The sequence below is a fragment of the Rhodovarius lipocyclicus genome (genome assembly GCF_009900765.1).
Classification (GTDB): Bacteria; Pseudomonadota; Alphaproteobacteria; order Acetobacterales; family Acetobacteraceae; genus Rhodovarius; species Rhodovarius lipocyclicus.
The window spans coordinates 1-25,846 of the sequence record NZ_JAAABL010000023.1 but is presented as its reverse complement, the minus strand read 5'-3'; the positions used below and the strand labels follow the sequence as shown (position 1 = coordinate 25,846).

33 protein-coding genes are annotated in these 25,846 nt (G+C 71.4%); 24 read left to right on the top strand and 9 right to left on the bottom strand.

The window, feature by feature from the left end; translation table 11 throughout:
- Window positions 1-18 precede the first annotated feature (18 nt).
- Both GT007_RS14705 and GT007_RS14700 read left to right on the top strand, forming a co-directional pair.
- Window positions 19-975, top strand: coding sequence for a hypothetical protein (locus GT007_RS14705; protein WP_160122385.1), 957 nt, complete (start codon window positions 19-21; stop codon window positions 973-975).
- Complete coding sequence (locus tag GT007_RS14700) at window positions 968-2,062, top strand: glycosyl hydrolase family 8 (protein WP_160122384.1); 1,095 nt, start codon at window positions 968-970, stop codon at window positions 2,060-2,062. The genes GT007_RS14705 and GT007_RS14700 overlap by 8 nt, the downstream gene beginning before the upstream one ends.
- Before the next feature lie 5 nt (window positions 2,063-2,067).
- On the opposite strand, the gene GT007_RS14695 is transcribed toward GT007_RS14700, so the two are convergent.
- Entirely contained in the window at window positions 2,068-2,901 is an 834-nt protein-coding gene (locus GT007_RS14695; RefSeq protein WP_160122383.1) for an NAD-dependent epimerase/dehydratase family protein, read from the bottom strand.
- Window positions 2,902-3,002: 101 nt separating this feature from the next.
- Here GT007_RS14695 and GT007_RS14690 point away from each other — a divergent pair, with 101 nt between their 5' ends.
- Both GT007_RS14690 and GT007_RS22810 read left to right on the top strand, forming a co-directional pair.
- Entirely contained in the window at window positions 3,003-3,782 is a 780-nt protein-coding gene (locus GT007_RS14690) for a tetratricopeptide repeat protein (protein WP_236571677.1), read from the top strand.
- Between the two features lie 98 nt (window positions 3,783-3,880).
- Window positions 3,881-5,086: a LysM peptidoglycan-binding domain-containing protein gene (locus GT007_RS22810; RefSeq protein ID WP_160122382.1), complete on the top strand. Its 1,206-nt coding sequence runs from the start codon at window positions 3,881-3,883 to the stop codon at window positions 5,084-5,086.
- Here GT007_RS22810 and GT007_RS14680 read toward each other — a convergent pair.
- Window positions 5,023-5,367, bottom strand: a complete 345-nt coding sequence (locus GT007_RS14680) for a hypothetical protein (protein WP_160122381.1) — start codon at window positions 5,365-5,367, stop codon at window positions 5,023-5,025. The genes GT007_RS22810 and GT007_RS14680 overlap by 64 nt on opposite strands.
- Window positions 5,368-5,492: 125 nt before the next feature.
- On the opposite strand from GT007_RS14680, the gene GT007_RS14675 reads away from it, so the two are divergent.
- On the top strand, window positions 5,493-6,176 hold the full coding sequence (locus GT007_RS14675; protein WP_160122380.1) for a phosphatidylserine decarboxylase: 684 nt from the start codon (window positions 5,493-5,495) through the stop codon (window positions 6,174-6,176).
- The gene (locus GT007_RS14670; protein ID WP_160122379.1) at window positions 6,173-7,063 is read left to right on the top strand and encodes a CDP-alcohol phosphatidyltransferase family protein; all 891 of its coding nucleotides are present in this window, start codon (window positions 6,173-6,175) and stop codon (window positions 7,061-7,063) included. Before GT007_RS14675 ends, GT007_RS14670 begins: the two co-directional genes overlap by 4 nt.
- Here the strand turns inward: GT007_RS14670 and GT007_RS14665 are convergent.
- Together GT007_RS14665 and GT007_RS14660 are read right to left on the bottom strand one after the other, a co-directional pair.
- Window positions 7,017-8,198, bottom strand: coding sequence for a vWA domain-containing protein (locus tag GT007_RS14665; protein ID WP_160122378.1), 1,182 nt, complete (start codon window positions 8,196-8,198; stop codon window positions 7,017-7,019). The two genes, GT007_RS14670 and GT007_RS14665, sit on opposite strands and share 47 nt — an antisense overlap.
- Window positions 8,199-8,563: 365 nt before the next feature.
- Window positions 8,564-9,403 (bottom strand): AAA family ATPase, encoded by an 840-nt coding sequence (locus tag GT007_RS14660; RefSeq protein ID WP_236571676.1) that lies wholly within the window; start codon window positions 9,401-9,403, stop codon window positions 8,564-8,566.
- A gap of 83 nt (window positions 9,404-9,486) precedes the next feature.
- On the opposite strand from GT007_RS14660, the gene GT007_RS14655 reads away from it, so the two are divergent.
- From GT007_RS14655 to glpD, 9 genes are all read left to right on the top strand, one after another.
- The gene (locus tag GT007_RS14655; RefSeq protein WP_160122376.1) at window positions 9,487-9,819 is read left to right on the top strand and encodes a hypothetical protein; all 333 of its coding nucleotides are present in this window, start codon (window positions 9,487-9,489) and stop codon (window positions 9,817-9,819) included.
- An 86-nt stretch (window positions 9,820-9,905) separates the two neighbouring features.
- A complete protein-coding gene (locus tag GT007_RS14650; protein ID WP_160122375.1) occupies window positions 9,906-10,148 on the top strand; it encodes a hypothetical protein in 243 nt (80 codons plus the stop codon).
- 11 nt (window positions 10,149-10,159) lie between these two features.
- A complete protein-coding gene (locus tag GT007_RS14645) occupies window positions 10,160-10,603 on the top strand; it encodes a Dps family protein (protein WP_160122374.1) in 444 nt (147 codons plus the stop codon).
- Between the two features lie 22 nt (window positions 10,604-10,625).
- Window positions 10,626-10,907 (top strand): hypothetical protein, encoded by a 282-nt coding sequence (locus tag GT007_RS14640; RefSeq protein WP_160122373.1) that lies wholly within the window; start codon window positions 10,626-10,628, stop codon window positions 10,905-10,907.
- Between the two features lie 2 nt (window positions 10,908-10,909).
- Window positions 10,910-11,314, top strand: a complete 405-nt coding sequence (locus tag GT007_RS14635; protein WP_160122372.1) for a hypothetical protein — start codon at window positions 10,910-10,912, stop codon at window positions 11,312-11,314.
- A gap of 166 nt (window positions 11,315-11,480) precedes the next feature.
- On the top strand, window positions 11,481-12,116 hold the full coding sequence (locus GT007_RS14630) for a PRC-barrel domain-containing protein (RefSeq protein WP_160122371.1): 636 nt from the start codon (window positions 11,481-11,483) through the stop codon (window positions 12,114-12,116).
- 41 nt (window positions 12,117-12,157) lie between these two features.
- The gene (locus tag GT007_RS14625; protein WP_160122370.1) at window positions 12,158-13,057 is read left to right on the top strand and encodes a diacylglycerol/lipid kinase family protein; all 900 of its coding nucleotides are present in this window, start codon (window positions 12,158-12,160) and stop codon (window positions 13,055-13,057) included.
- A complete protein-coding gene (locus GT007_RS14620; protein WP_160122369.1) occupies window positions 13,054-13,794 on the top strand; it encodes a metallophosphoesterase family protein in 741 nt (246 codons plus the stop codon). The genes GT007_RS14625 and GT007_RS14620 overlap by 4 nt, the downstream gene beginning before the upstream one ends.
- Before the next feature lie 31 nt (window positions 13,795-13,825).
- Window positions 13,826-15,298, top strand: coding sequence for a glycerol-3-phosphate dehydrogenase (gene glpD, locus GT007_RS14615; protein ID WP_160122368.1), 1,473 nt, complete (start codon window positions 13,826-13,828; stop codon window positions 15,296-15,298).
- 4 nt (window positions 15,299-15,302) lie between these two features.
- Here glpD and GT007_RS14610 read toward each other — a convergent pair whose 3' ends face one another.
- Entirely contained in the window at window positions 15,303-15,809 is a 507-nt protein-coding gene (locus GT007_RS14610) for a GNAT family N-acetyltransferase (protein ID WP_236571675.1), read from the bottom strand.
- Between the two features lie 117 nt (window positions 15,810-15,926).
- On the opposite strand from GT007_RS14610, the gene GT007_RS14605 reads away from it, so the two are divergent.
- Window positions 15,927-16,712 carry an enoyl-CoA hydratase/isomerase family protein gene (locus tag GT007_RS14605; RefSeq protein ID WP_160122366.1) on the top strand — a complete coding sequence of 262 codons (786 nt, stop codon included), beginning with the start codon at window positions 15,927-15,929 and terminating at the stop codon, window positions 16,710-16,712.
- Between the two features lie 11 nt (window positions 16,713-16,723).
- Here GT007_RS14605 and GT007_RS14600 read toward each other — a convergent pair whose 3' ends face one another.
- Window positions 16,724-17,338, bottom strand: coding sequence for a hypothetical protein (locus tag GT007_RS14600; protein WP_160122365.1), 615 nt, complete (start codon window positions 17,336-17,338; stop codon window positions 16,724-16,726).
- A 221-nt stretch (window positions 17,339-17,559) separates the two neighbouring features.
- Here GT007_RS14600 and GT007_RS14595 point away from each other — a divergent pair, with 221 nt between their 5' ends.
- From GT007_RS14595 to GT007_RS14570, 6 genes are all read left to right on the top strand, one after another.
- On the top strand, window positions 17,560-18,459 hold the full coding sequence (locus GT007_RS14595; RefSeq protein WP_160122364.1) for a LysR family transcriptional regulator: 900 nt from the start codon (window positions 17,560-17,562) through the stop codon (window positions 18,457-18,459).
- A gap of 80 nt (window positions 18,460-18,539) precedes the next feature.
- Window positions 18,540-19,412, top strand: coding sequence for an NAD(P)-dependent oxidoreductase (locus GT007_RS14590; RefSeq protein ID WP_160122363.1), 873 nt, complete (start codon window positions 18,540-18,542; stop codon window positions 19,410-19,412).
- A gap of 1 nt (window position 19,413) precedes the next feature.
- A complete protein-coding gene (locus tag GT007_RS14585; RefSeq protein WP_160122362.1) occupies window positions 19,414-20,925 on the top strand; it encodes an aldehyde dehydrogenase family protein in 1,512 nt (503 codons plus the stop codon).
- A complete protein-coding gene (locus GT007_RS14580) occupies window positions 20,915-21,655 on the top strand; it encodes a serine O-acetyltransferase (protein WP_160122361.1) in 741 nt (246 codons plus the stop codon). Before GT007_RS14585 ends, GT007_RS14580 begins: the two co-directional genes overlap by 11 nt.
- Window positions 21,652-22,494: a VOC family protein gene (locus GT007_RS14575; protein WP_160122360.1), complete on the top strand. Its 843-nt coding sequence runs from the start codon at window positions 21,652-21,654 to the stop codon at window positions 22,492-22,494. The genes GT007_RS14580 and GT007_RS14575 overlap by 4 nt, the downstream gene beginning before the upstream one ends.
- A gap of 96 nt (window positions 22,495-22,590) precedes the next feature.
- A complete protein-coding gene (locus tag GT007_RS14570) occupies window positions 22,591-23,568 on the top strand; it encodes a Bug family tripartite tricarboxylate transporter substrate binding protein (RefSeq protein ID WP_160122359.1) in 978 nt (325 codons plus the stop codon).
- 90 nt (window positions 23,569-23,658) lie between these two features.
- On the opposite strand, the gene GT007_RS14565 is transcribed toward GT007_RS14570, so the two are convergent.
- Window positions 23,659-24,084 (bottom strand): organic hydroperoxide resistance protein, encoded by a 426-nt coding sequence (locus tag GT007_RS14565; protein ID WP_160122358.1) that lies wholly within the window; start codon window positions 24,082-24,084, stop codon window positions 23,659-23,661.
- A 109-nt stretch (window positions 24,085-24,193) separates the two neighbouring features.
- Here GT007_RS14565 and GT007_RS14560 point away from each other — a divergent pair, with 109 nt between their 5' ends.
- A complete protein-coding gene (locus GT007_RS14560; RefSeq protein WP_160122357.1) occupies window positions 24,194-24,625 on the top strand; it encodes a MarR family winged helix-turn-helix transcriptional regulator in 432 nt (143 codons plus the stop codon).
- A 50-nt stretch (window positions 24,626-24,675) separates the two neighbouring features.
- The gene (locus GT007_RS14555; RefSeq protein WP_160122356.1) at window positions 24,676-25,431 is read left to right on the top strand and encodes an alpha/beta hydrolase; all 756 of its coding nucleotides are present in this window, start codon (window positions 24,676-24,678) and stop codon (window positions 25,429-25,431) included.
- Here the strand turns inward: GT007_RS14555 and GT007_RS14550 are convergent.
- Both GT007_RS14550 and GT007_RS22895 read right to left on the bottom strand, forming a co-directional pair.
- Entirely contained in the window at window positions 25,423-25,746 is a 324-nt protein-coding gene (locus tag GT007_RS14550) for a hypothetical protein (RefSeq protein WP_160122355.1), read from the bottom strand. The genes GT007_RS14555 and GT007_RS14550 overlap by 9 nt on opposite strands.
- A 5-nt stretch (window positions 25,747-25,751) precedes the next feature.
- The coding region (locus GT007_RS22895; RefSeq protein ID WP_328798949.1) for an IS3 family transposase at window positions 25,752-25,846 on the bottom strand (95 nt) is incomplete at its 5' end.

Sequence of the window (25,846 nt, the reverse complement as noted above, 5' to 3'; positions counted from 1 at the left end):
GCCCTGGCCGCGTTGCTGATGGCTTCCAGTCCGGCGGGCGCCCCATTGCCGGACGACGCGCTACGAGCTCACGACCTGTCCACCCAGCTGGCCCACAGCCGCGATGAGGTGCTGGACCTACTGCGCGGCATGCCGGGGATCGGCCTGCTGGTGCTGGAACTGAGCCAGCCCGGCGCCATGGAACTGGCCGAGGCCGCCATGCGCATGCGCGACGAGACCCTGGCGCTGGAAATCATCCTGGTCGCCGACGCCATCACCCCGGCCGAGGCCGCCCGCGCCATGCGCAGCCATGTCACGGACCTGCTGCCGTGCCGCTGCGACGCGCGCACGGCAGCGGCCGCCGCCGAGCACGCGCTGCGCCGCGCGGCCGCCCGCCGCGCCCAGGCCGCCCATGCCCGCGCGAGCCAGATCGAGATCGCCTTCCTGCGCCAGAACCTGGCCGAGGCCAGCGACCGCCTGGCCCGGCTGGCCCCCGCCCTGCCCGCGCCCGCCAACCCTGCCCCCACCCTGCCGGGCTCGCTGGCCGGGCTGCTGCGGATCGGCGCGCGGCCCGAGCAGCCCGACGCCATCCACCCCATCGACCTGCCGCAGATGCTGGAGGAGCTGCTGCCCCGCCATGCCGAGCGGCTGCGGGATGTGCTGCTGGACCGCAGCGGGCTGGCCCCCATGCGGGTGGCCGCCCACCCCGCCGCCATCGCCCAGGCGCTGGAACATGTGCTGGACATGCTCGGCGCCCTCGCCATCGCCGGACAGGTGCTGGCCCTGCGCGTCAGCCGCGCGCCCGACGGGCAGCCGGGCTGGGTCGCGCTGGAATTCCGTCTCTCGGGGGCTGTCGGGCGGGCCGGGGCCATGCCGCCGGCGCCCTTGCTCCGCCTCTCCCTGGCGCGGCGCCTCCTGGAGCAGGAGGGCGGCCATCTGGATGAACCCGCGGCGGCGGGCCGGGACCTGCTGCTGAGGATCAGCTTCGATGTCTGACCTCACCATCGCCCGCCGCGCCCTGGGCGGCCTGCTGCTGCCCGCCCCGGCGCTCGCCATGGGGCGCGGTGGCCCGCTCGAACCCCGCGCCGTCCATGGCCATTGGGCCGCCTTCCGCACGCGCTTCCTCTCGCCGGAGGGGCGCATCATCGACACGGCCAACGGCAACATCTCCCATTCCGAGGGCCAGGCCTGGGGCATGCTGCTGGCCACGCGCCTCGATGACCGCGCCAGCTTCGACCTGATGCTGCAATGGACGCGGCGGCACCTGGGCATTCGCGGCGACGGGCTGCTGGCCTGGCGCTTCCGCCCCGGCCCCGGCCCGGGCGGCGGCGTGGTCGATGACCTGAACAACGCCACCGACGCCGACCTCTATTTCGCCTGGGCCTTGCTAGAGGCCCAGCGCCGCTGGCCCGACGGCGCCTATGCCACGCTGGCGCGGCAGGTGACGGGCGCCATCCTCGGCCAGCTGGTGCGCCAGGTGGGCGGGCGCACGGTGCTGCTGCCCGGCGCCTGGGGGTTCGAGCAGCGCGCGGGAGTGGTGCTCAACCCCTCCTACTACGTGTTCCCGGCGCTGAAGGCGCTGGCGGAGCTGATGCCGAACCCGGCCTGGCAGCCGCTGATCGGCCAGGGGCGGCAGTTGATGCAGGAATCCCGCTTCGGGCGCTGGGGGCTGCCGGCCGACTGGGTGGTGATGCCCGGCCAGGGCGGCGCGATCGCCCCCGAACCCGGGCGCGGCGACCGCTTCGGCTATGACGCGCTGCGGGTGCTGCTGAACAGCATCTGGGCGGGCGGGACGGAGGCCGCTCTGCTGGACGGTGCCGCGCGCTTCTGGTCCGACCCCGCGCACCCCTATGTGCCGGCCTGGACGGTGTTCAGCACCGGCGCCATCTCCCCCTATCCGGCGGGCGAGGGGGTGAGCGCGGTCTCGGCGCTGGTCATGGCCGCGCGCTCCGGCTGGGGCGTGGACAGGGCGCTGGGGGACATGAACCGCGCCCAGCATTATTACGATGGCGCCCTGCTGCTGCTGGCGCGCGAGGCCTGGGCCGATGCCAGCCGTCGGGGTGAAATCGCGTCGATGGGATAAGAGGGTCAGCCCCCTTGGCGCAGGATGGCGGCCAGCCCCTCCCGATAGGTCGGATACCGCCACTCCAGCCCCAGCGCCGCCTTGGTCGCGGCATTGGCCACGCGGCGGTTCTCGCTCCAGAAGCTGCGGGCCATCTCGCTCATGCCGGGCTCGGCCTGTTCATAGGGCGTGACCGGCGGCGGCTCGATGCCCAGCAGGGCGGCGGCATAAGCCACCACATCGGCGGGCGGGGCCGGTTCGTCATCGGCCAGATGCAGCACGCGCGCGCCGATGGGCGGGTGGTCGATCGCGGCAAGGACGGCGCGGGCGATATCCTCGACATGGATGCGCCCGAACGCCTGCCCGGCGCGGAACAGCCGCCGCGCGGTGCCGGCACGCAGATCGTCCAGCGCGCTGCGGCCGGGGCCATAGATGCCGGCCGTGCGCATGATGTCCAGCGGCAGGGCGTGGCGGGCGCAGGCCTCGCGCCAGGCATTCTCGGCCGCCAGGCGCGAGCGGCTGCGGGGCTGGCCCGGGGCGGGGGGCGTCGCCTCATCCACCCAGCCGCCCGCGCGGTCCCCATACACCCCGGTGGTCGAGAGATAGCCGACCCAGCGCAGCGCGCCGGGCAGCGCCCCGGCATGCGCGGCCAGGAACGGGTCCACCCCCTGCGTGGGCGGGGCGGTGACCAGCAGATGCGTGGCCGCGCCCAGCGCCTGCCCGGCCTGCGCAAAGGGAATGGCACCCGGGCCGGGCTGCCCGCGCGTGGTGGTCGTCGCCCGCCATCCCGCGGCCTGGGCCAATTTCGCCACCGCCCGGCCGCTGAAGCCGCCGCCCAGGATCAGCACATTTGGGGTCATCTGTTACCTCGGCCGGGGGTGTGGTGATTCTCAAGCCGCTGTATATGGGAGCTGTGACACCCCCCCGGCTACCCCTTCCCGCCCTGTTGGCGGGCGCCCTGTTGTGCGCAGCCGCCGCCGGCGGTGCGTGGTGGTGGCTGAGCGCCCACCAGGCGCCGGTGGTGGAACTGCCCGTGCCGCCCGAGCCCCCGCGCCTGGCCGACAGCGCCGAATATGAGCGCTGCCTGGCGCTGCTGCGCGAGGATTCGGATGCCGCCATGGCCTATGCCGAGGAATGGGCTGGCCAGGGCGGCGGCGAGGGCGCGCGGCATTGCACCGCGCTGGCGCTAATCGGCCTGGGCGCGCCCGAACGCGCGGCGGACATGCTGGAGCGCATCGCGCGCGACAGCCACGCCGGTTCCGCCGCCCGCGCCGCCGTGCTGGGCCAGGCTGGCCAGGCCTGGATGATGGCGGGCGATGCCGCCCGCGCCTATGGCGCCACCACCATGGCCCTGACGCTGGAGCCGCAGGACGCGGACCTGATCACCGACCGCGCCGTGGCGCTGGCCGCGATGCGCCGCTACGCGGAGGCCCTGCAAGAGCTGGACCAGGTGCTGCGGCTGGAACCCGACCGGGTGGAGGCGATGGTGTTCCGTGCCTCCGCCCTGCGGAACCTGGACCGCACGGAAGACGCGATGCGCACCATCACCCAGGCGCTGACCGCCGCCCCGGACAACCCGGAGGCCTTGCTGGAACGCGGTATCCTGCACCAGCTGCGCGGCAATGAGGCACAGGCCCGCGCGGATTGGGAGCGCGTGGTCAGCGTGGCCCCGGACAGCCCGGCGGCGGAGCTGGCCCAGCAGAATCTGGCGCTGAATGAGGCGGGGCTGCCGCAGCGCTGAGGCCGGCGGCAGGCCATGGCCGCGCCATGACCATTGCGTGAAGGCCCCCCGCGCCTTATCCAAAATCCCGGTTGGGTGACTGTTCGAAGGAGAGTGCGGTGCAGCGCTGGATCTGGTTGCTGGCCCTGGGGGCCGGTGCTGCATTCGTGGCTTGGCAGCAGGGTTGGGTGGGCGGCACGCCGTCGGTGGCCCCACGCCCTGCCCCGCCGGCCGCCAGCCCCCCGGCGCCCGCGCCACAACCCGCCCCGCAACCGCAGGCTGCGGCACCCGCCGCCCAACCGGCACCGCAATCCGCCCCCGCCGTCCCGGCCGCGCAGCCCCAGGCCGCCCCCGCGCAGCCCGCCCCTCAGCAAGCCCAGCCCGCCGCCGAGGCCCCGGCCCCGGTGCCGCCGCGCTTCGACATCGCCCGGCTTTCCCCGCGCGGCAGCCTGGTCACGGCCGGGCGCGCCGCGCCGGGCGCCGAGGTGACACTGCTGGAAAATGGCCGTGAGATCGGCCGCGCCCGCGCCGATTCGCGCGGCGAATGGGTGATCCTGCCCGATGGCCCGCTGACGCCCGGCGCGCGGGAATTCACCCTGCGCGCGCAATCGCCCGGCGGCCCCCTGGTGCCTGGTGAGGACAGCGTGGTGCTGGTGGTGCCCGAGGCCGCACCCGCGATCGCCGCGGCACCGCCCGCGCGCCCCGAACCAACGGCACCCCAGGCGGCGGCACCCCAGCCCGCCGCCGAGGCCCCCGCCGCCGCGCAGCCGCCGGTCGCGCTGCTGCTGCCCGGCACCGCCGCCGCCGGCACGCCGCGCCCCGCAGGCGCCGCCCCCATCGCCACGCGCCTGACCATCGATGTGGTGGATTACGACAGCGCCGGCGCCATCCGCTTCGCGGGCTCCGCCCCCATGGGGGCGCAACTGCGCATCTATATCGACAACGCCCATATCGGCGAGGCGCAGGCCGATGCCATGGGCCGCTGGGCCTTCAGCCCGGCCACCCAGCCGGCACCGGGCCTGTACCGCCTGCGGGTGGACCAGCTGGATGCGGGCGGCGCCGTGGTCGCCCGCGCCGAGGTGCCCTTCCAGCGCGAGGCCCCCTCCGCCGAGCCCAGCCCGGAGCAGTCCCGCTATGTGGTGCAGCCGGGCAACAATCTGTGGCGCATCTCACGCGGGGTGTATGGGCGGGGCATCCGCTACACGACGATCTATCAGGCGAATCGGGAGCAGATCCGCGATCCGCGCCTGATCTATCCGGGTCAGGTCTTCGCGCTGCCGGAACTGCGCGGCACGGCACCCGCGGCCTCCAGCCGCTCCAGATAAGGATCCATCGCCATGGCGAAGCGCACCATCTCACTGACCAGGGAGATGGCGCCGTTCACCGCCGGGGCGGAACGGCGCAGCACCATCCGGTGATCCGGCAACAGGTGCAGGTCCACGCCCTCGGGCAGGCCCAGGCGCAGTTCCTCCCAGGCGGCCAGGGCCGCGGCCCGGTCCGCCCCGCGCTCGGCGGTGGAGGGAATGCGCCCCGCATAGCCGCTGATGGTCAGCGACGCATCCGTCACTTCCGCCGCGCAGGGATGGCCCCGCCAAGCGTAGCGCACGATGGGTCGAAGGTCCGGCGCCCGGGGGGACAATGCTCCGTCCGGTGCCACGTTGAATGGGCCGATGGTCAACAACATAAGGCCAAGCTTGCCCGGCCGAGATGAAGAGAGGATAAACCGCGCCCATGGCGCTCGCCGAAAGTCTCCGCATGGTGTTCGCCCGCCCCCACAAGGCGGGTACACCCTTCATCGCCGCCGGCGCTGTGCTCAGCGTGGTCGGTCTCCTCGTGAGTGGCTGGCTGTTCTGGCCGGCCGCTCTCTTCACCCTGTTCTGCCTGTACTTCTTCCGCGACCCGGAACGGTACCCGCCCCCGCGTGAGGGGCTGGTGGTGGCACCCGCCGATGGGCACATCGTCTCGGTGCAGATGGCACCCCCGCCGGTGGAACTCGACATGGGCGCCGAGCCGGTGTGGCGCGTGGCCATCTTCCTGTCGGTGATGGACGTGCATGTGAACCGCAGCCCTGTCGCGGGCATGGTCACGCGCGTGGCCTATCACCACGGCAAGTTCCTGTCGGCCAACATGGACAAGGCCTCGGACGAGAACGAGCGCAACGCGCTGGCCATCCGCATCCCGGACGGGCGCATGCTGGCCTGCGTGCAGATCGCGGGGCTCATCGCCCGGCGCATCCTGTGCGACGCCAAGTCGGGCGACGTGCTGGCCGCCGGCGAGCGCTTCGGCATCATCCGGTTCGGCAGCCGCACGGATGTGTACCTGCCCCCCGGCGTGACGCCCATCGTCAGCGTCGGCCAGACCATGATCGGCGGCGAGACCGTGCTGGCGCATCTGGACGAGACCCCCCTGGCATGAGGGCGCGCGAGAAAGCCCGCCGGGCGTTGCAGCAGCGGCTGGCCCGCAGGCCGCGCTATCGCGGGCCCTCGCTGAACCGGCTGATCCCCAACATCCTCACCATGCTCGGCCTGTGCGCCGGGCTGGTGGGTATCCGCTTCGCCTTCGAGGGCCAGTTCGGCCCCGCCGCCGCGATGATCGTCGCCGCCGCCGTCATCGACGGGCTGGACGGGCGCATCGCGCGGCTGCTGAAGGGCACCTCCGCCTTCGGCGCGGAATTCGACAGCCTGTCGGATTTCCTGTGCTTCGGCGTGGCCCCGGCGCTGGTGCTGTACCTGTGGTCGATGCAGGAGGTGGGGCACCTGTTCTTCCTGCCCTGCGTGATCTACGCGGTGTGCGTGGCGCTGCGGCTGGCACGCTTCAACGCGGCCCTGTTCGATGACCCCGGCGCGCCGCCCCAGCCGCCCAAGCCCCTGTTCGCGCTGAATTTCTTCACAGGCGTGCCCGCCCCCGCCGCGGCCGGGCTGGTGCTGTTCCCGCTGTTCGCCGCCCTCACCGCCCAGGGTTGGGGCCTGGAGGGGCTGGGCCACGCGCTGCGCCACCCCATCCTGGTCGCCATCTTCCTGGTGGGGGCCGGCATCCTGGCCATCAGCACCCTGCCCGCCTGGAGCGGCAAGCGCATCAAGGTGCCGTCCCAGATGGTGCTGCCGCTGATGCTGGCGGTCCTCGCCCTGGCCACCCTGCTGCTGACCGAGCCCTGGGCGGCGATCACCCTGGTGATCCTGCTATATGCGCTGATGCTGGCCCTGTCGGTGCGGGCCTATCGCCGGCTGGAACGCGACTGGCTGGCCGCCGAGGACGCTACTTCAGAAGCGCCCGCGCCATCCCATCAATCCCCTGGAGCGTGAGGGGGAACATCTGCCCCTCCACCAGCCCTGACATCAGCCCGATGGACTGCGTGTAGCGCCAGTGATCCTGGCGCAGCGGGTTCAGCCAGGCGACCCGGCGGAAATGGCTGGTCAGGCGGCGCATCCAGACGGCGCCCGCCTCCTCGTTCCAATGTTCCACGCTGCCGCCGGGGGCCGTGATCTCATAGGGGCTCATGGAGGCATCGCCCACGAAGATCAGCTTCCAGTCGGGGCCGTAGCGGCGCAGCAGTTCCTCGGTGCCCAGCATGTTCTGCTGGCGCCGGTGGTTCTGGGTCCAGACCCGGTCATAGACGCAATTGTGGAAGTAGTAGTGGCGCAGGTGCTTGAACTCGCTGCTGGCCGCGGTGAATAGCTCCTCCGACTGGCGGATGTGGTCGTCCATGCTGCCGCCGATATCCAGCAGCAGCAGCACTTTCACCGCGTTCCGGCGCTCCGGCAGCATGTGCAGGTCGAGCAGGCCCCCCTTGGCCGCGGTGCCGCGGATGGTGCCGCCCAGGTCCAGCTCCGTCGCCTCTCCCTGCCGCGCGAAGCGGCGCAGGCGGCGCAGCGCCAGCTTCATGGTGCGGGTGCCAAGGGCCGCGTCGTCGGCCAGGTCCTTGAACTCGCGCTTGTCCCAGACCTTGGTGGCGTGGCGGTGGCGGGATTCCTCCTGGCCGATCCGCACGCCCTCCGGGTTGTAGCCATGGGCGCCGAAGGGCGAGGTGCCGCCGGTGCCGATCCAGCGATTGCCGCCCTGGTGGCGGCCCTTCTGCTCCTCCAGCCGCTGCTTCAGCGTCTCCATCAGCTTTTCGAAGCCGCCGAGCGCCTCGACCAGAGCTTTTTCCTCCTCGGTCAGATTCTTCTCGATCAGCTTCTTCAGCCATTCCTCGGGGATCGCCGTGGGGTCCAGCCCATCGGGCGAGCCCTCGATGCCCTTGAACACCTCGCCGAAGACGCGGTCGAAGCGGTCCAGGTGGCGTTCGTCCTTCACCAGCGTGGCACGGGCGAGGAAGTAGAAATCCTCGATGCTGTAGCCGGCGACACCCGCCTTCATCGCGCCCATGAGGGCCAGCCATTCGGTCAGGCTGACCGGCAGGCCGGCCTTGCGGAGTTGGAGGATGAAGGGGGCGAACATAGCCGGTTATCCTTGAGCGGGACGGCAGTTGTCGGGGATGAAATTGCTCTCTCCCCAGCGTGGCCGCTGTGCGGCTCTAATTGCTCGCCGAAGCTCTGGTGTTTCCGGAATGGCAGAGGATCCAGCGAGGTTACTTCGCAGGATGTATTGTGTATATCCTTGTGCACGACAGGCCTGCTCACATCGCGCACCCGATTCCATCGAGGGCCCGCCAGGCATCACGTTATACCGATTGGATACACAGACAGTGACTTGACCCGTCTGTGGATTAAGGAAAGACCATTCATCTCTTACACCACATGCGGTCGCAGATAATATCAAAACGAGGCAAACAACCCTTCCGATCCATGCATTGAAACTCTCCATCAGCGCCGCGCCCGGTTCAGAAACGCCAGCCGCTCGAACAGATGCACATCCTGCTCATTCTTCAGCAGCGCGCCATACAGCGGCGGGATCGCCACCTTGGCGTCCTGCGTGCGCAGCGCCTCGGCCGGCATGTCCTCGATCATCAGCAGCTTCAGCCAGTCCAGCAGCTCGCTGGTCGCGGGCTTCTTCTTCAACTCGCCCACCTCGCGGATCTGGAAGAAGACATTCAGCGCCTCCCGCGCCAGATCCTTGCGGATGTCGGGGTAATGCGCCTGGACGATGGCCTCCATCGTCTCGCGCTCCGGGAAGCGGATGAAGTGGAAGAAGCAGCGGCGCAGGAAGGCGTCCGGCAGTTCCTTCTCGTTGTTGCTGGTGATGATGACGATGGGCCGCTGGGTGGCGCGGATGGTCTCGCCGGTCTCGTAGACATGGAATTCCATGCGGTCGAGTTCCAGCAGCAGGTCGTTCGGGAACTCGATGTCGGCCTTGTCGATCTCGTCGATCAGCAGCACGGCGCGCTTGTCGTGGGTGAAGGCCTCCCACAGCTTGCCTTTGCGGATGTAGTTGCGGATGTCGTGCACCCGCTCCTCGCCCAGCTGGCCATCGCGCAGGCGCGATACGGCGTCGTACTCGTACAGCCCCTGCTGCGCCTTGGTGGTGGATTTGATGTGCCATTCGATCAGCGGCGCATCCAGCCCGCGCGCGATCTCCTGCGCCAGCACGGTCTTGCCGGTGCCCGGCTCGCCCTTGACCAGCAAGGGGCGTGAGAGCGCGACGGCGGCGTTCACCGCCACCTCCAACTCACGCGTGGCGATATAGTCCTTGCCGGTCTTGAACACAGGCTTCTCCCGGAATGCTTGGCGGCATGATGGGGGTTGCCGCGGCCCTTGCAAACCCTGCATTCGGCGGGCACAGGGGTGCCATGCAGGTCTATTTTCTGGCGCTGGTGCTGCTCTCCGTGGCGGCTTTCATCGAGAACCGCTGCTCCACCCCCGGGCTGCGGCCGGACTGGCCGCCGGCCGAGCGCGCCTTTCGCGTGCTGGGGCGCAGCGCCTTCGCGGTGTGGCTGGGGCTGCTCGCCTGGGGCTTCGTGAAATTCCCCTGGTGGCAGCCGGCGGCGGGCATGGTGGGGTCGCTGGCGGCCAATGCGCTGGTGCTGCAGGCGGGCGTGCGGCCCGGCTGGCCTGGGATTTCCATGGGGCTCGCGCTGTGCGGGCTGATGGCGGCCAGCTGGGTGATGGTGCGGATTTTCTGATCGCCGTTTCGTGAATTCGCCCGGCCACGCAACCGACACGATCGGGCGGCGTTCTACCAGCACAAGACCTTTGCTGGAGAGCCACAATGCGAACCGTCCTGAAGATCATCCCCGCCATCGCACTGGCCGGCACGCTGGCCGCCTGCGGCCACAGCCCCGGTGACCGCATGCTGTCCGGCGGCGGGCTGGGTGCGGCGGGTGGCGCCATCATCGGCGCCGCCACCGGCGCGCCGCTGGCAGGCGCCGCCATCGGCGGCGTGGCCGGTGCCGCCGCGGGTGGCCTGACCTCGCCCCGCAGCGTGAACCTCGGCCGGCCGATCTGGCGTTGAGGGGACCCGACATGAGCAAGAACAGCGGAATCGCCACCGACCTCAAGGGCTTCGTGGCTGACACCTACGCCCTTCTGGCCAAGACCCAGGCCTGCCATTGGAACGCGCGGGGGCCGAACTTCATCGGCCTGCACAAGCTGACCGAGGCGCAGTACGGCGAATTGTTCGCCGCCGTGGACGAGCTGGCCGAGCGCCTGCGCGCCCTGGACGCCCCGGCCCCGCGCGGCCTGGCGGAACTGCTGGAGCTGTCCTCCATCAAGGACGCCCCCGCCACCCTGTCGACCGAGGCCGCCGCCAAGCTGCTGGCCGAGGAGAACACCGGCCTCGCCGGCCGCGCGAAGGACATCGCGGAGGCCGCCGACGAGGCGGGTGACCTCGCGACCCATGACATGCTGGTGGCGCGGATCGACGCCCACCAGAAGGCCGCTTGGCTGCTGCGCAGCCACGTGGTCTGATCAAAAACACAGGAGAAGAACGATGCAGGCTCCCCAAACCGAAGGCTTGGTCAACGCCATTGCCGCCGATGCCTCCGACGAAATCGCGCGGCTGCGCGAAAAGGTCGAATTGCTGATGAGTGAGCGCGTGACGCCGGCGGTTTCCGCCGTCGCCGCCGAGGTGGGCGCCGCCGCCGCCAGCGCGCGCGATACCATGCGCGGCCAGGCTGACCGTCTGGAAGGTGCCGTGAAGGAACAACCCTTCGTGGCCATCGGCCTGGCGGCCCTGGCGGGCTTCCTGGTCGCCTCGCTGATCCGGCGCTGAACATGCGGTCCCTGCGCCTGCTGGGTGCCGCGGCGGAGGCTGAGAGCCTCCGCCTGCGGCGTCAGGCTGTGCTGGCGGCCCGCCAGAGCGCCTGGTACGCGGTGGCGGGGGCTTTCGGCCTCGCGGCCGTGGCCATGCTGCATGTGGCGGGCTGGATAGCGCTGGACCGAGCGCAGGGGCCGCTGGTGGCGTCACTGGTGCTGGCCGGGGTTGATCTGGTCATCATGGTGGCGGTGCTGCTGCTGGCCAAGCCCAAGCCGGACCCGGTGTCGCAGGCCGCGCTGCTGCTGCGGGAACGCAGCATGGCGGAGTTCCATGCCTCCCCCCTGCTGGATTTCCGCAGCCCGGCCATGGCCGCCGGCATGGCGGTGGCCGAAACCATCGCGCGAACTATCTTCCGCCGCTGAATACAGCACCCCATCTGATGCCGCCGGAGAAATCCGGCGGCTTTTTCTATTCCATCACAATATACTATTCGTTTTTTCTCCTCACACCGCAACTGTCATCCGCCCCTCGCGTTCTTTCCCTATACCCCGCACGCGGGGAAGGAACGTCCCTTCTGAGGAGGCAACCATGACCACCTACACCCCCCGAACCATGCGCCAGATCGCCGCCATGACCCTGGCCGCCGGTATGATCGCTCTGCCCGCCGTTGCCTTCGGCCAGGCTGACGGCACGCCCGGCAACCCCGCCGGCACCGCCACCAGCCGCGCGGCGGACCGCGCCCTGGGCCAGCCCAGCATCCCCGACGGCGCCCCCGGCAACCCGCCCGGCACGGCGGTGGGCCGCGCCATGGACCGCCTGACCGGCCAGCCGACCAACCGCGACGGCACCGGCAACAACCCGCCCGGCACCGCGGTGGACCGCGCGGCGGAGCGCTTGGCCCAGGCCAACCCGCCCACCGCGGGCGCCATCACCCTGCCGCCGGAACAATCACGCGCCAGCCGCCTGATCGGCAGCCGCCTGTACAACGACCGCGCCGAGAACATCGGCGAGATCGAGGAGGTGGTGGTCTCCGGCGTGGCGCACAGCCCGGTCGCCGTGGTGCAGATCGGCGGCTTCCTGGGCATGGGCGGCCGCCAGGTGGCGGTGCCGCTGAGCGAGCTGCGCTGGAACGCCACCGACAGCCGCCTGACCCTGCCGGGCGCCACGCAGGACGCGCTGCGCGCCCGTCCGGCCTTCACCTACGAAACCCTGCGTCGCGGCTGAGAACGGGAGATGGGCTCCCGCGTCGCTGGTCGATGAGCGCCATGCTGCATGAAAGGGCGGAGCCCGGTCCCGCCCTGCGTGAAGGCGCGCGCTGCGCGGTGGTGGCGAACGGCTTCGCCGGCACCCTGCAGCGCGCGCCCGGCCTGCTGCCGCAGCTGGAAGCGGCGCTGGAACAGGCGGGGTTTTCCATCATCGTCCGTCCCCCGCCCGAGGCATCGCTCGACGAGCAATGGCGCCTCGCGACAGAGGCCCGGCCGGATATCGTCTTCGCCCTGGGCGGGGACGGCACGCTGCGCGCGCTCGCGGCCCGTGCCATGGCACAGGGCGTGACGCTGGCGCTGCTGCCCGGCGGCACCATGAACCGCGTCTGCGCCCGGCTGGGCCTGCCGCCCGACCCGGTGCGGGCGGCGACCCATTACCAGCCGGGCCGCACCCGCGCCCTGGCGGTGGGCTTCGTCAACGAACATCCCTTCCTGTTCCAGTCGCTGCTGGGCCGCCCTGTGCGGCTGCTGCGCTTCCGGGAGATGCAGCGCGGCGGCGGCGCCGCAGGCTGGCTGCCGCTGCTGCGCGCCACGCTGCGCAAGCTGCTGTTCCTGCGGCGGGACCGGGTGACGGTGCTGCTGCCGGGCGGCGCGCGGCTGGCCGGCTCCGTCGTGGTGGTCACCGCCCCGCCGCCGGACGCCCCGCCCGCCTTCAACCTGGAGGTGGCCCGCCCCCGCCACACCTATTCCCGCCTCCGCCAGGCCTGGCGCTGGTTCCGTGGCCGCCTGGCTGAGGACCCTGACGCCGAGGCCGCCACCGCCGAGCGCCTGGTGGTGATCGGGCGCGGGCGCGCGCTGCGCTTCAGCCTGGATGGGGAGATGATGCTGGCGCCCTCTCCCCTGCGGTTCCGCCTGCGCGGGGATGCGCTGCGCATCCTGGACCCCGCCCCGCCCGCATGATCCGCCTGGCGCATGTGACGGACCTGCATCTGGGTGAGGCCGATCCCGCCCTGGTCCAGGCCCTGGCGGCCGATCTGCGGGCCGCCCGCCCCGACGCGCTGCTGGTGGGCGGCGACCTGACGCGCGCGGCGCGCGGGGTGGAATTCACCGCCGCCTGGCGCCTGCTGGACAGCGTGGCCCCGGACATTCCGGCACTGGCCGTGCCCGGCAACCACGACATCCCGCATTGGGATCTGCTGGAACGCTTCTTCGCCCCCCGCGCCGACTGGCAGGCCGCCCTGCCCCAGCGCGCCTGCATGGTGCTGGAACTGCCCGGCCTGTCGGTGATCGGCCTGGATACGGTCAGCCGCGCGCATTGGCATTTCGACTGGTCGGCGGGCGGTGTGTCCGCGCGGCGGATGCGCGCGCTGCGGGAGGCGCTGGAGACCCGCCGAAGCCGGCGCTGCGTGGTGCTGACCCACCACCCGCTGCTGCACCCCGCCTGGGCCGCGCATCGCCGGCCCGTGCGCCATGCCGCCACCGCGCTGGAACTGCTGCGCGAACACGGGGTGGAGCTGATCCTGTCGGGCCACCTGCACCGCGCGGCACTGCTGCGGGACCAGGGCCGACCCTGGCAGCTCATCACGCCCTCGGCCCTGTCCGCGCGCGGCGGCAGCCCCAATGGCTGGACGCTGCTGGAGGTGGGGCCGGACAGCATCACCCCGCACGGGCGCACCGGCTTCCTGGAACTGGCCTGACGCGCGGGCCCGCACACGCTATCCTGCGGGCATGGAATCTCCCGGTTTCGACCTTCTGGTGATCGGCGGCGGCGTGAACGGCGCGGGCATCGCGCGGGACGCGGTGGGCCGCGGCCATCGCGTGATGCTGGTGGAGCGCGGGGATTTCGCCCAGGCGACCTCCTCCGCCTCCTCCAAGCTGGTGCATGGCGGGCTGCGATACCTGGAACACTACGAATTCCGCCTGGTGCGAGAGGCATTGGCCGAGCGCGAAGTGCTGCTGCGCCTGGCCCCGCACATCATCTGGCCCATGCGCTTCGTGCTGCCCCATCGGCCGGAGATGCGGCCGCGCTGGATGATCCGCCTGGGCCTGTTCCTGTACGATCACCTGGCCCGCCGCGTCTCGCTGCCGGGCGCGGAGGGCTTCCGCACCGCGACACACCCGTTCGGCGCGCCGCTGAACCCCGCCATCACCCATGCCTTCGCCTATTCCGATGGCTGGGTGGAGGATTCGCGGCTGGTGCTGCTGAACGCCCGCGATGCCGCCGCCCGGGGCGCCGCCGTGCATCCCCGCACCGAGTTCCTCGACGCCGTCCGCCACCCGAGCCATTGGGAGGTGCGGCTGCGCGGCCCGGAAGGCGGGTTCCGCGTGACCGCCAGGGCGATCGTGAACGCCGCCGGCCCCTGGGTGCAGCAGGCCCTCGCCGCCGCCCACACCACCCCGCCGGGTCAGGTGCGCCTCATTCGCGGCAGCCACATCGTGGTGCCGAAACTGCACGACGGCGCCCAGGCCTATATCCTGCAGAACGACGACCGCCGGGTGGTGTTCGTCATCCCGTATGAAGGCGAGTTCTCGCTGATCGGCACCACCGATGTGCCGCATGAGGGCGACGCCGCCACCGCCCATTGCACGGATGCCGAGGCCGAATACCTGATCGCCGCCGTGAACCGGCAGTTCCGCCGCCAGATCGGGCTGAGCGATATCGTCTGGCGCTATTCCGGCGTGCGGCCGCTGTTCGACGACGGGGCGGATGACCCGTCCTCCGTCACGCGGGACTATGTGCTGAAGCTGGATGATGCGGGGGCGCCGCTGCTCTCGGTCTATGGCGGCAAGATCACCACCTTCCGCCGCCTGGCGGAGGATGCGACGACCCTGGCCGGCCGCGCGCTGGGCCATGCCGGCACGCCCTGGACCGCCACCGCCACCCTGCCGGGCGGCGATCTGGGCGGGCTGGACCGGGCGGCCTTCACCGCCGAGATGTCCCGCCGATATCCCTGGATGCCGGGCATGGAGCGGCTGGTGCGCACCCATGGCGGGGAACTGCCGGCCATGCTGGATGGCGCCACCGGCCTTCAGGATATGGGCACCCTGTTCGGCGCGGGGCTGACCTGCCGCGAGATCGCCTGGATGCGCGAACATGAATGGGCCCGCACCGCCGAGGATGTCCTGTGGCGCCGCACCAAGCTCGGCCTGCACATGAACGCGGCGGAGCGCGAGGCGGTGCGGGTGGCGATGGGCGGCTGAGCGGTCACACGGGCGGGCTGTCGGCCCCCTCACCCAGCGGGCGGCTCATCAGCACGCTGTCCACCCAGCGGCCGTGCTTCCAGCCGATAGCCGGGATGGTGCCCACCATGGCAAAGCCCTGGGCCGCGTGCAGCCCGATGGAGGCCGTATTGCCGCTGTCCCCGATCACGGCGACCATCAGGCGGAAGCCGCGCGCGGTGCATTCCTCGATCAGCCGCGCCAGCAGCGCGCTGGCCACGCCGCCGCGGCGCGCCGTGGGCGAGACATAGATGCTGTTCTCCACCGTGAAGCGGTAGCCTGGCCGGGTGCGATAGGCGCTGGCATAGGCATAGCCCAGGATCTCGCCATCGCGCTCCGCGACCAGGTAGGGATAGCCGCCGGCCAGCACCGCTTCGCGCCGGCGGGCCATCTCGGCGGCGTCGGGCGGGTCCAGCTCGAAGCTGGCCAGGCCATGGGCCACCCAATGGCCATAGATGGCCGCGATGGCGGGAATATCGGTGGGTTCGGACATCCGGATGATCATGGGCCTACACTGCGCCCGCCCCCCCGCGCCGCCAAGCGGAGGACCCGCCCGCTTGTCGGCACCATCCGCGCCCGTCATGCTGCGCGGCCGGAAACGGAACCCACAATGACCGACGAAGCCAGCACCCCCATCCTGACGCGCGACGGCGCCATCGCCACCCTGCGCCTGAACCGCCCGCGCCACCTGAACCGCATCGAACCGCCCGACCTGGCCGCCATCGCCGCCGCGATCGACGAGGTGAACGCCGACCCCGCCATCCGCGTGCTGGTCTTCACCGGCACCGGGCGCGCCTTCTCGGCTGGCTATCACCTCGGCGACCTGGCGGAGCGCCCGGACGCCGCCGTCACCACCGGTGGGCCACAACTGTCCTTCGAGGATGTGGGCACGAAGCTGGAGAACTGCCGCGTGCCGGTGATCTGCCGGCTGAATGGCGGCGTGTATGGCGGCTCCACCGACCTCGCGCTGTGCTGCGATTTCCGCATCGGCATCGACACGATGGAGATGTTCATGCCGGCCGCGCGGCTGGGGCTGCACTACTACCCCTCGGGCATGGTGCGCTATGTGTCGCGCCTGGGGCTGAACGCCGCCAAGCGCCTGTTCCTGACGGCCGAGAAGCTGCAGGCGCCCGAACTTCTGCGCATCGGCTACCTGACGGAGATGGTGGCGCCCGAGGCGCTGGACGAGGCCGTGGCGGCGCTGGCCGAGCGGCTGGCCGCCATGGCGCCGCTGGCGGTGCAGGGCATGAAGATCGCGCTGAACGAGATCTCACGCGGGGAATTCGACGCCGCCGCCTGCGCCGCCCGCGCCACCGCCACCCAAAAAAGCCAGGACATCAAGGAAGGCCTGGCCGCCTTCCGGGAAAAGCGCGCGCCAGTCTTCCAGGGCCGGTAGCGCGCCTTACCTCAGATGGTCTTGTAGGCGACCACGGACCAGTGGGCGGGGTTCCTGATGAAGTGGTCGCACAGGTTGGACGGCAGGGTGTGCTTGGCGTCCAACCTGATGAAGCCCGCGGCGTTCTCGGCCATGCAGAGCTGGAAGGCGAGGATGCACATCTCCGAGCAGATGACGTGCTTGGGGGCCATGCCGGTGCGGTTGCGGTATTTCAACAGCCGCGCCCGCGCGCCAGTGCCGAATTTGGAAGCCCCCATCAGCGCCCCGATGACGCGGCCGGTGATGCCGATGCCGGCCGTCAGCCCACCGGAATAGCCCACGCCATTGGTGCCATAGGCCCCGTCATTGTAGGTGTTGGCCCATTCCTCAGCGATCTTGGCGGCCCTCAGCGCCAGCCCCTCGTCATGAAAGCGGAAGACGATGGCGGTGTTGCTGTCGCGGGCCAAAGGCATGCTGCGGACACCGACGCCATCCACCGAATCCACCTTCTTGGTGACATCGGAGGAGGTCATGTTCGTGTGGCCGATGGTGGTGCCGTCCACATGGAAAAACACATCACCGGGCTTGCGGTTGTCCTGGCTGTATTCCGGCTTGCCGGCGACCAGCGCCGCCAGCTTGCCGCCCACCTTCTTCTGCCGCGAAAAGATCTCCCGCGAGGCCGAGGAGGAAAGGCCCTAGCCGCTCGTCAGGGAGCTAGACATCACGGGCACGCTGGTGTTGCCACTGGTCGACGTATAGGAATTGGCGGAACCGAGGGTGCTGGACATGGCTTCTCCGGGCGTGGTGCCGCCGCTGTTGCCCCGAATGTCCGCCAACGGCAGTTAATGCTGTCCGAACCGGAGGCTCCGTGACCCACCGCGCGCTGCGATACTTCCTGGCCGTGGTGCGCGCGGGCTCCATCCGCGGCGCGGCGGAGGCGCTGCATGTCGCGGCCTCGGCCATCAGCCGCCAGGTGGCGGAGCTGGAGGCCGAGTTGGGCGAGGCCCTGCTGGAGCGCCTGCCGCGCGGCGTGACGCCCACCGAGGCCGGCCGCATCCTGGCCGAACACGCCCAGCGGCAGGAGGAGGAGGCCCAACTGCTGGAAGACCGCCTGGCCCGGCTGCGCGGCGGGCAGGAGGGGCTGGTGCGGCTGTGCGTCGGCGCGGGGTTCCTGCCCGGGCTGGTGGACCAGGGGCTGGCCGGGTTTTCCCGCGCGCATCCGGGCATCGGCACCAGCGTGGCGCTGGGCACCACGGATGGCATCCTGACCGCGCTGGCCGAGGGCGAGGCTGATATCGGCCTGGCCTACAACCCGCCCGCGCACGCGGCGCTGGAGGCGGTGGCGATCGCCCGCCAGCCCCTGGCCGCCATCCTGCCCCCCGACCATCCGCTGGCGGGGCTCGCCGCGCCGCGCCTGCGCGATTTCTCGCAGATCCCGGCCGCGCTGAACCCGCCCGACCATGGCGTGCGGCAGTTGCTGGCGCGGGTGGAGGCCGATGGCGGCTTCCGCCTGGCGGCCCGGCTGGAGACCGCTTCCTTCGAATTACAGCGGCGTTTCGTGATCGCGGGGCTGGGCGTCAGCTTCATGCCCGGCTTCGCCGCCATCACCGATGTGGCGGAGGGCCGGCTGGTGGCCCTGCCGCTGCATGACCCGCTGCTGGCCGAGGCCAGCGCGCATCTGCTGGTGCGCGCCGGGCGCCGCCTGCCGGAGGCTGCCTCGCGCCTGTTGCAATGGCTGCGGCGGGAGATGCCGGTGTTCGTTGCCTGAACGGCAACGGATCGTTCTAAAACCTCTGCTTGTGGCAACGCATGCCCGGCCCGAAGCTGCCCGCCAACGGAGGGTTTCGGATGAGCATCACCAAGGTCGGCGTCGTGGGTCTGGGCAATATGGGCCTGGGCATGGCCAGCAGCCTGCTGCGCGCGGGGTTTTCCGTGCTGGGCCACGATATTTCCGAAGCGCGCCGCCCGGCCATCGAGGCCGCGGGCGTGCGCTTCCTGCCCTTGCATGAGGTGCTGAACGGCGCCGACGCGCTGGTCTTCTCCCTGCCCTATGCCAAGGATGTGGAGGCGGTGGTGACCGCCCCCGGCGGGCTGCTGGAACGCGGCGACCGCAAGGTGGTGGTGATCGACACCTCCACCTCCGACCCCGGCACCACGCGGCGCCTGGCAGCCCGGCTGGCCGAGGCCGGGCATGGCCTGCTGGACGCGCCGGTCAGCGGCGGGCCCTCGGGCGCCGAAAGCGGATCGTTGACCATGATGATCGGCGGCGCCGAGGCCGACCTGGAGCTGGCCCGGCCGGTGATCGAGGCGCTGTCGGGCAAGGCGGTGCATGTCGGCGCCTCGGGGGCCGGCAATATCGCCAAGCTGGTGAACAACATGCTGGTGGCCGCCCACCTGGTCACGACCGGCGAGGCGCTGCGGCTTTCCGAAAGCGCCGGCCTGTCGGCCGAGGAGGCGCTGAAGGTGGTGAACGCCGCCACCGGCCGCAGCGCGATCAGCGAAGCGATGGTGCCGCGCTGGGTCATCCCCGCCACTTTCGACAGCGGCTTTTCCGCCGGGCTGATGCGCAAGGATCTGCGCCTGGCGCTGGAACTGGCGGCCGAGACCGGCTCCCCCGCTCCCCTCTGCGCCCGCGCGGGCGAGATCTGGCAGGAAGCCCGCCAGGGCCGCATCCCCGACAGCGCCGACTTCACCCTGATGGCCGACTACCGGAGCAAGTGACATGAGCCGCATCGACGAACTCCTTTCCTCCCTGCTGCCCGGCGGCAAGGTCGGCAGCTTCGTGGCGGGCGGGATCCTGCCCGGGACCGGCGCGGCGCTGGATCTGGTGAACCCCGCCAACGGCCAGGTGTTCCTGACCTACGCCGATGCCGGCGCCCCGGTGGTGCAGGCCGCGATGGACGCCGCCCGCCCCGCCCAGCGCGCCTGGATGGCCATGACCGCCGCCGCCCGCGGCCGCGCGATGTGGGAGGTGGCCCGCCTGGTCCGCGCCCACGCCAAGGAATTGGCGGAGCTGGAGACGCTGTCCGCCGGCAAGCCCATCCGCGACACGATGGGCGAGGTGGGCAAGGTCGCGGAGATGTTCGAATACTACGCGGGCTGGGCCGACAAGCTGCATGGGGAGGTGATCCCCGTGCCCACCAGCCACCTGAACTACACCCGGCCGGAACCCTTCGGTACGGTGGTGCAGATCACGCCCTGGAACGCGCCCGTCTTCACGGCGGGCTGGCAGATCGCGCCCGCCATCTGCGCGGGCAACGCCGTGGTGCTGAAGCCGTCGGAGCTGACGCCGCTGACCTCGGTCGCACTCGGCGCGCTGTGCGACAAGGCCGAGGGCATCCCGCGCGGGCTGATCTCCATCCTCGCGGGCGCGGGGCCCACCACGGGTGCCGCCGCCGTCTCCCACCCCGACACGCGCCTGGTGGTGTTCGTGGGCTCGGCCGAGGCCGGCGCGCAGATCGCGGCCGCCGCCGCGCGCAACATCGTCCCCAGCATCCTCGAACTCGGCGGCAAGTCGGCCAACATCGTCTTCGCCGATGCCGACCTGCCGCGCGCCGTGGCCGGCGCCCAGGCCGCCATCTTCGGCGGCGCGGGGCAGAGCTGCGTCGCGGGCTCCCGCCTGCTGGTGCAGCGCGCGGCGCATGCGGAATTCGTCGCGCGGCTGGCGGCCGCCACCAACCGCATCCCCTTCGGCCTGCCGACCGACCCCGCCACCCAGATCGGCCCCATCAACAACCGCCGCCAGTTCGAGAAGATCGGCGCCATGGTCAGCGAGGCCGCCTCGGCCGGGGCCAGCATCGCGGCGGGCGGCGGCTGCCCGGTGGAGTTCCAATCGACCGGCGGCTTCTTCTTCGCCCCCACCATCCTGGACAGCGTGGCCCCCGACGCCGCGATCGCGCGGGAGGAAGTCTTCGGCCCCGTGCTGGCCGTACTGCCCTTCGACACGGAGGAGGAAGCGGTGGCGATCGCCAACTCCACCCCCTATGGCCTGGCGGGCGCGGTCTGGACGCAGGATGTGGCGCGTGCCCACCGGATGGCGGCGGCGGTGCGCGCCGGCACCTTCTGGGTGAACAGCTACAAGACCATCAACGTCGCCTCACCCTTCGGCGGCTTCGGGCGGTCGGGCTTCGGCCGTTCCTCGGGGCGCGAGGCCCTGGCCGCCTATACCCAGACAAAAAGCGTGTGGGTGGAAACCGCCGCCGCCCCGGCCGTGGCCTTCGGCTATGTCGGCTGAGATCTGGCAAAGGCTGGGTGCTGAGGCGGAGCGCATCGCGGAGCCGCTGCTGGCGCCCGCGCTGACCGCCACCGCCCGCGCCGCCACCCCGGCGGCGGGCCTCGCGGCGCTGCTCGCGCGGCTGATCCGCCCGGTATGGATGGAACCCGAGGCCACCGAGACCCTGGCGCGCGAGGCCCTGACGCCCGAGGACACCGCCACGGCCCTGGCGGACCTGGACGCCATCACCACCCGCAATTTCGAGCCCGGGGGGCTGGCGGGCACCTGGCTCGGCGGGCGGGGGTTTCACATGCTGGCGGCGCATCGCGTGGCGCACCGGCTGTGGGCCATGGGGCGGCACGATCTGGCCATGGGCTGGAAGACCGCCGCCGCCGCGCTGGGCGCCGATATCCATCCCGCCGCGCGGGTGGGCCGCCGCATCTTCCTGGACCACGGCATCGGCGTGGTGGTGGGGGAAACCGCGGTCATCGAGGATGATTGCAGCATCTGGCACGGCGTCACGCTGGGCTCCACGCTGATGCAGGGCGGCGCCGACCGCCACCCGAAAATCCGGCGCGGCGCCGTGCTGGGGGCCGGGGCCACGCTGCTCGGCAATATCGAGGTCGGGCTCGGCGCCGTGGTTGCGGCGGGCAGTGTCGTGCTCGCCTCCGTGCCGCCCTTCACCACTGTCGCGGGCAACCCCGCCCGCGCCACCTCCCGCTACCGCCATCCGTATGGATTCACCGCATGACGCTTCCTGGCATCGACCACCCGCTGGTGCTGCTGCGCGATATCGAGGCGGGGCGGCGGTTCTACGCCGGCCTCGGCTTCACGCTGACGCCCGTGGGGCTGCACCCCTGGGGCACCAGCACCAGCCTCGCGGTGCTGGAACGCTCCGCGCTGGAACTGATGGGCATCTATGACGAGAGCCTGATCGACGCGATGGATGTCGGCGGCTTCCGCTTCGGCCGGCACATGCGCGACGCGCTGGCGGAGCGCGAGGGCATCGCGCTCGTCGCCCTGCACAGCCAGGGGGCCGCCGCCGATGGCGAGGCGATGGCCGCGCGCGGCGTGCCCTATCAGGGGCATCTGGGCTTCCGGCGCAAGGTGAAGCCGCCGGGGCGGGATTGGGATGAGGCGGTGGTGTCGCTGGGCATGCTGGTGGACCCCGCTTTGCCCCGCGCCTCCCACTTCCTGGCGCAGCAGCACAAGCCGGAACTGCTGTGGGTGCCGGAATGGATGGTGCACGCCAATGGCGCGAGGCACATCGCCGCCGTCACCTATTGGGCGCCGCGGCCCGATGCCCTGCTGGCGCGGCTGACGGCCATGTTCGGCCCCGCGCGGCCCGCGCGCGGTGGGCATGAATTCGCCACCGGCCAGGGCGTGTTCCGCGTGCTGACCGACTGGGCGCCGGAATTCGGCGACGCCCCGCGCCCGGCGGTGGAAGGCCCGGCGGGCGTGGCCATCGACTTCGCCGTGGCCGACCTCTCGCGCGTCGCGGGCTTCGCCACCATCCGGACGCCGGGCGGGCTGGCGGTGCCCGACATCGCGGCGGCGGGGAATGTGCTGATCCGTTTCGTGGCGGCCTGAACGCCGCCCCGGGTGAGGGCAAAGCCAGGCGGGTCAACCGCCACCACCCGATCGCAGGGAAATGCCGGCGCTTCATCGAGTGCCTGGAGGTATCGCGTGACTGGACATCGTTTTCGCTCGCTCATCGGCGGGCTTGCCCTGAGCTGTGCCCTGGCCCTGCCGGTGGCGGCCCAGAATTTCCCCGACCGGCCCATCCGGCTGATCGTGCCCTTCGGCCCCGGCGGCGGCACCGACCTGATCGCGCGCATCGTGGCCGAGCGCGCGGGCGCCGCGCTGGGCCAGCAGATGCTGGTCGAAAACCGCCCGGGCGGCGGCGCCACCGTGGGCATCGTCGCCATGGCGCAGTCGCGCCCCGATGGCTACACGCTGGCCGTCTGCCCGCCGATCTGCGCCACCGCGCAAAGCCTGTACAACCCGCCCCCCTTCAACGCGGAGCGCGACCTGGCGCCCGTCATCTCTCCGGCCGAGCTGCCGCTGGTGCTGGTGGTGCCGAAGTCCCTGGGGGTCACGGATGCGCAGGGGCTGCTGCAACGCGCGCGGCAGGCCCGGCAGGGGCTGGCCTTCGCCTCGCCGGGGGCCGGTTCCTCGGGGCATCTGGCGGCCGAGGTGTTCCACCGCGCCAGCGGCACCCAGATGGTGCATGTGCCCTACCGCTCCGGCGCCGCGGCCCTGACCGACATCGTGGCCGGCCGGGTGGATTTCTACTTCGACACGGTGGCGAGCGCGCTGGCGCAGATCCGCGCGGGTGAGGTGGTGGCCCTCGGCGTGACCGGCACCAGCCGCGTGCCGCAATTGCCGGATGTGCCGACGATGGGCGAGGCCGGGGTGCGGGGCTTCGACTTCCCCTCTCCCCGCCTGCGGGTGGTGGCGCCGGCGGGCACGCCCGCCCCGGTGCTGGCGCGGCTGAACGCGGCCTTTCAGGCGGCGCTGGCCGACCCGGCCCTGCAGGCGCGCATCCTGGAAGCGGGCGGCAAGCCGGCGGGCGGCACGGCCGAGGAAACCCGCACGGAACTGAACGAGGAAGCGGGCCGTTTCGGCCGGCTGATCCGCGAGATCGGCATCACCGCCGAATGAAAAAGGGGGGCGGCAGGCCCGGTGCGCCTGCCGCCCCCCCCTGTTCAGACGCGGCCGGCGGGCATGGAACCGCCGGCCGCCTCCGGTGCCTCAGACGATGCTGAGCTGCACATCCACATTGCCGCGCGTGGCGTTGGAATACGGGCACACTTGGTGCGCCTTCTCGACCAGCGCCTGGGCCTGCGCGGCCTCGATGCCGGGCAGCGAGATCGCCAGGGCCGCGGTGATGCCGAAGCCGCCCTCGGAGCGCGGGCCGATGCCCACGGTGGCCGTCACGGTTGCGTCGGCCGGCACGCGGATCTTCTCCTGCCCCGCCACGAACTTCAGCGCGCCCAGGAAACAGGCGGAATAGCCCGAGGCGAACAGCTGCTCGGGGTTCAGCCCCTCACCGCCCGGCCCGCCCATTTCCTTCGGCACGGTCAGCTTCGCGGAGAAGCTGCCATCCAGCAGCTTGGTTTCGCCGTCACGGCCCCCGGTGGCGCGGGCGGCGGTGGTGTAGAGCACGTTCACGGACATGATGCGTTCCTTTCATCGGATGCGATTAGGTCGTGAGCGATCATTATCGCTTCGCCATGCGCCAGTCAAGGCGGTTGCGACCATATCGCGCACGATTTATATGATGGACATGCCCGCCCCTTCCCTCGACGACATGCTGTGCTTCGCGGTGTATTCCGCCAACCACGCCTTCAACCGCGTCTACAAGCCCATGCTCGACCGGCTGGGCCTGACCTATCCGCAATTCCTGGCCATGATGTGCCTGTGGCAGCAGGATGGGCAGACCGTGGGCCAGATCGGCGACAGGCTGTTCCTCGAATCCTCCACCCTGACGCCCTTGCTGAAACGGCTGGAGGCCCAGGGCCTGCTGACCCGCCGGCGCGATCACACGGATGAGCGCGTGGTGCGCCTGCACCTGACGCCCGCGGGGCTGGCGATGCGCGACAGCCTGCCCGAGTTGCAAGCCTGCATCCTCGAAGCATCAGGCATGACGCTGGAGGGGATGGGCGATCTGACCCGCCAGGTCGCGGCCCTGCGGGACCATCTGCGCCTGCCTGCGTAATGAGGGCTGCGTGATTTGGCCGCCTGCGCGCCCTGCCCTACAAAGACCGCATGCAAGAAGACACCGGCACCATCCCCGCGCCTGACGGCACGCCCATCGCCTATCGCCGCATCGCGGCCAGCGACGGCGGCGGGGCCCCGGGCATCCTGTTCCTGGGCGGCTTCAATTCCGACATGACGGGCACCAAGGCGGAGGCGCTGGCGCAATTCGCCCAGCGCACCGGCCGCGCCTATTGCCGGTTCGACTATGCGGGGCACGGCAGTTCGGGCGGGGCGTTCGAGGAGGGCTGCATCTCCCGCTGGGCGAGCGACGCGCAGATGGTACTGGATGCGCTGACGACGGGGCCGCAGATCCTGGTGGGGTCCTCCATGGGCGGCTGGATCGCCTGCCTGCTGGCGAAGGCGCGCCCCGCGCGGGTGCATGCGCTGGTGGGCATCGCCCCCGCGCCGGATTTCACCGAGGACCTGATGTGGGCACAATTCCCGCCCGAGATCCGCGCCACCATCGCGCGTGAGGGCGTGTGGTACCGCCCGAGCGAATATGGCGCGCCCTATCCCATCACCCGCACGCTGATCGAGGATGGACGCCGGAACCTGGTGCTGCGGGAGCCTCTGGAATGCCCATTCCCGGTGCGCATCCTGCAGGGCATGTCCGACATCGACGTGCCGTGGCCGCATGCCGTGAAGCTGGCCGAGCACATCACCGGCACCGACCTGCGGCTGACTCTGATCAAGGATGGCGACCACCGCCTGTCCCGCCCCCAGGACATCGCGCTGCTGGAGGCGGAGATCGCGGGGCTAGCGTAGCCCCCAGGCCCAGCCGCAGGCCAGCACCAGGGTACAGACGCTGGCGAAGGGAATGCGCCGCTGGCGGGCCACCAGCCCCAGCAGCGCGGACAGGGCGAAGCTGAGCGCCAGCACGGCCAGCGCCAAGGCCGGCCCCAGCCAGGCGCCCAGCGCCCCGGCCAGCAGCCAATCCCCGCCGCCGAGCCACAGATCGGCCCGGCGGCCGAGGATGAGGCGCATCAGCCCGAAGGGCAGCCAGACCACCAGCAGCCCCACCAGCGCCGCCAGCAGCCCCACCCAGCTGCCGAACTGGCCTGCTGCCGGTTCGATGTACACCGAGTTTAGCCTGAACTGGCCAAGCGCTCGAACTCCATAGGGCTGAGATACCCGATGGTCGAGTGCCGTCGCCTGGGGTTGTAGAAGCGCTCGATGTAGT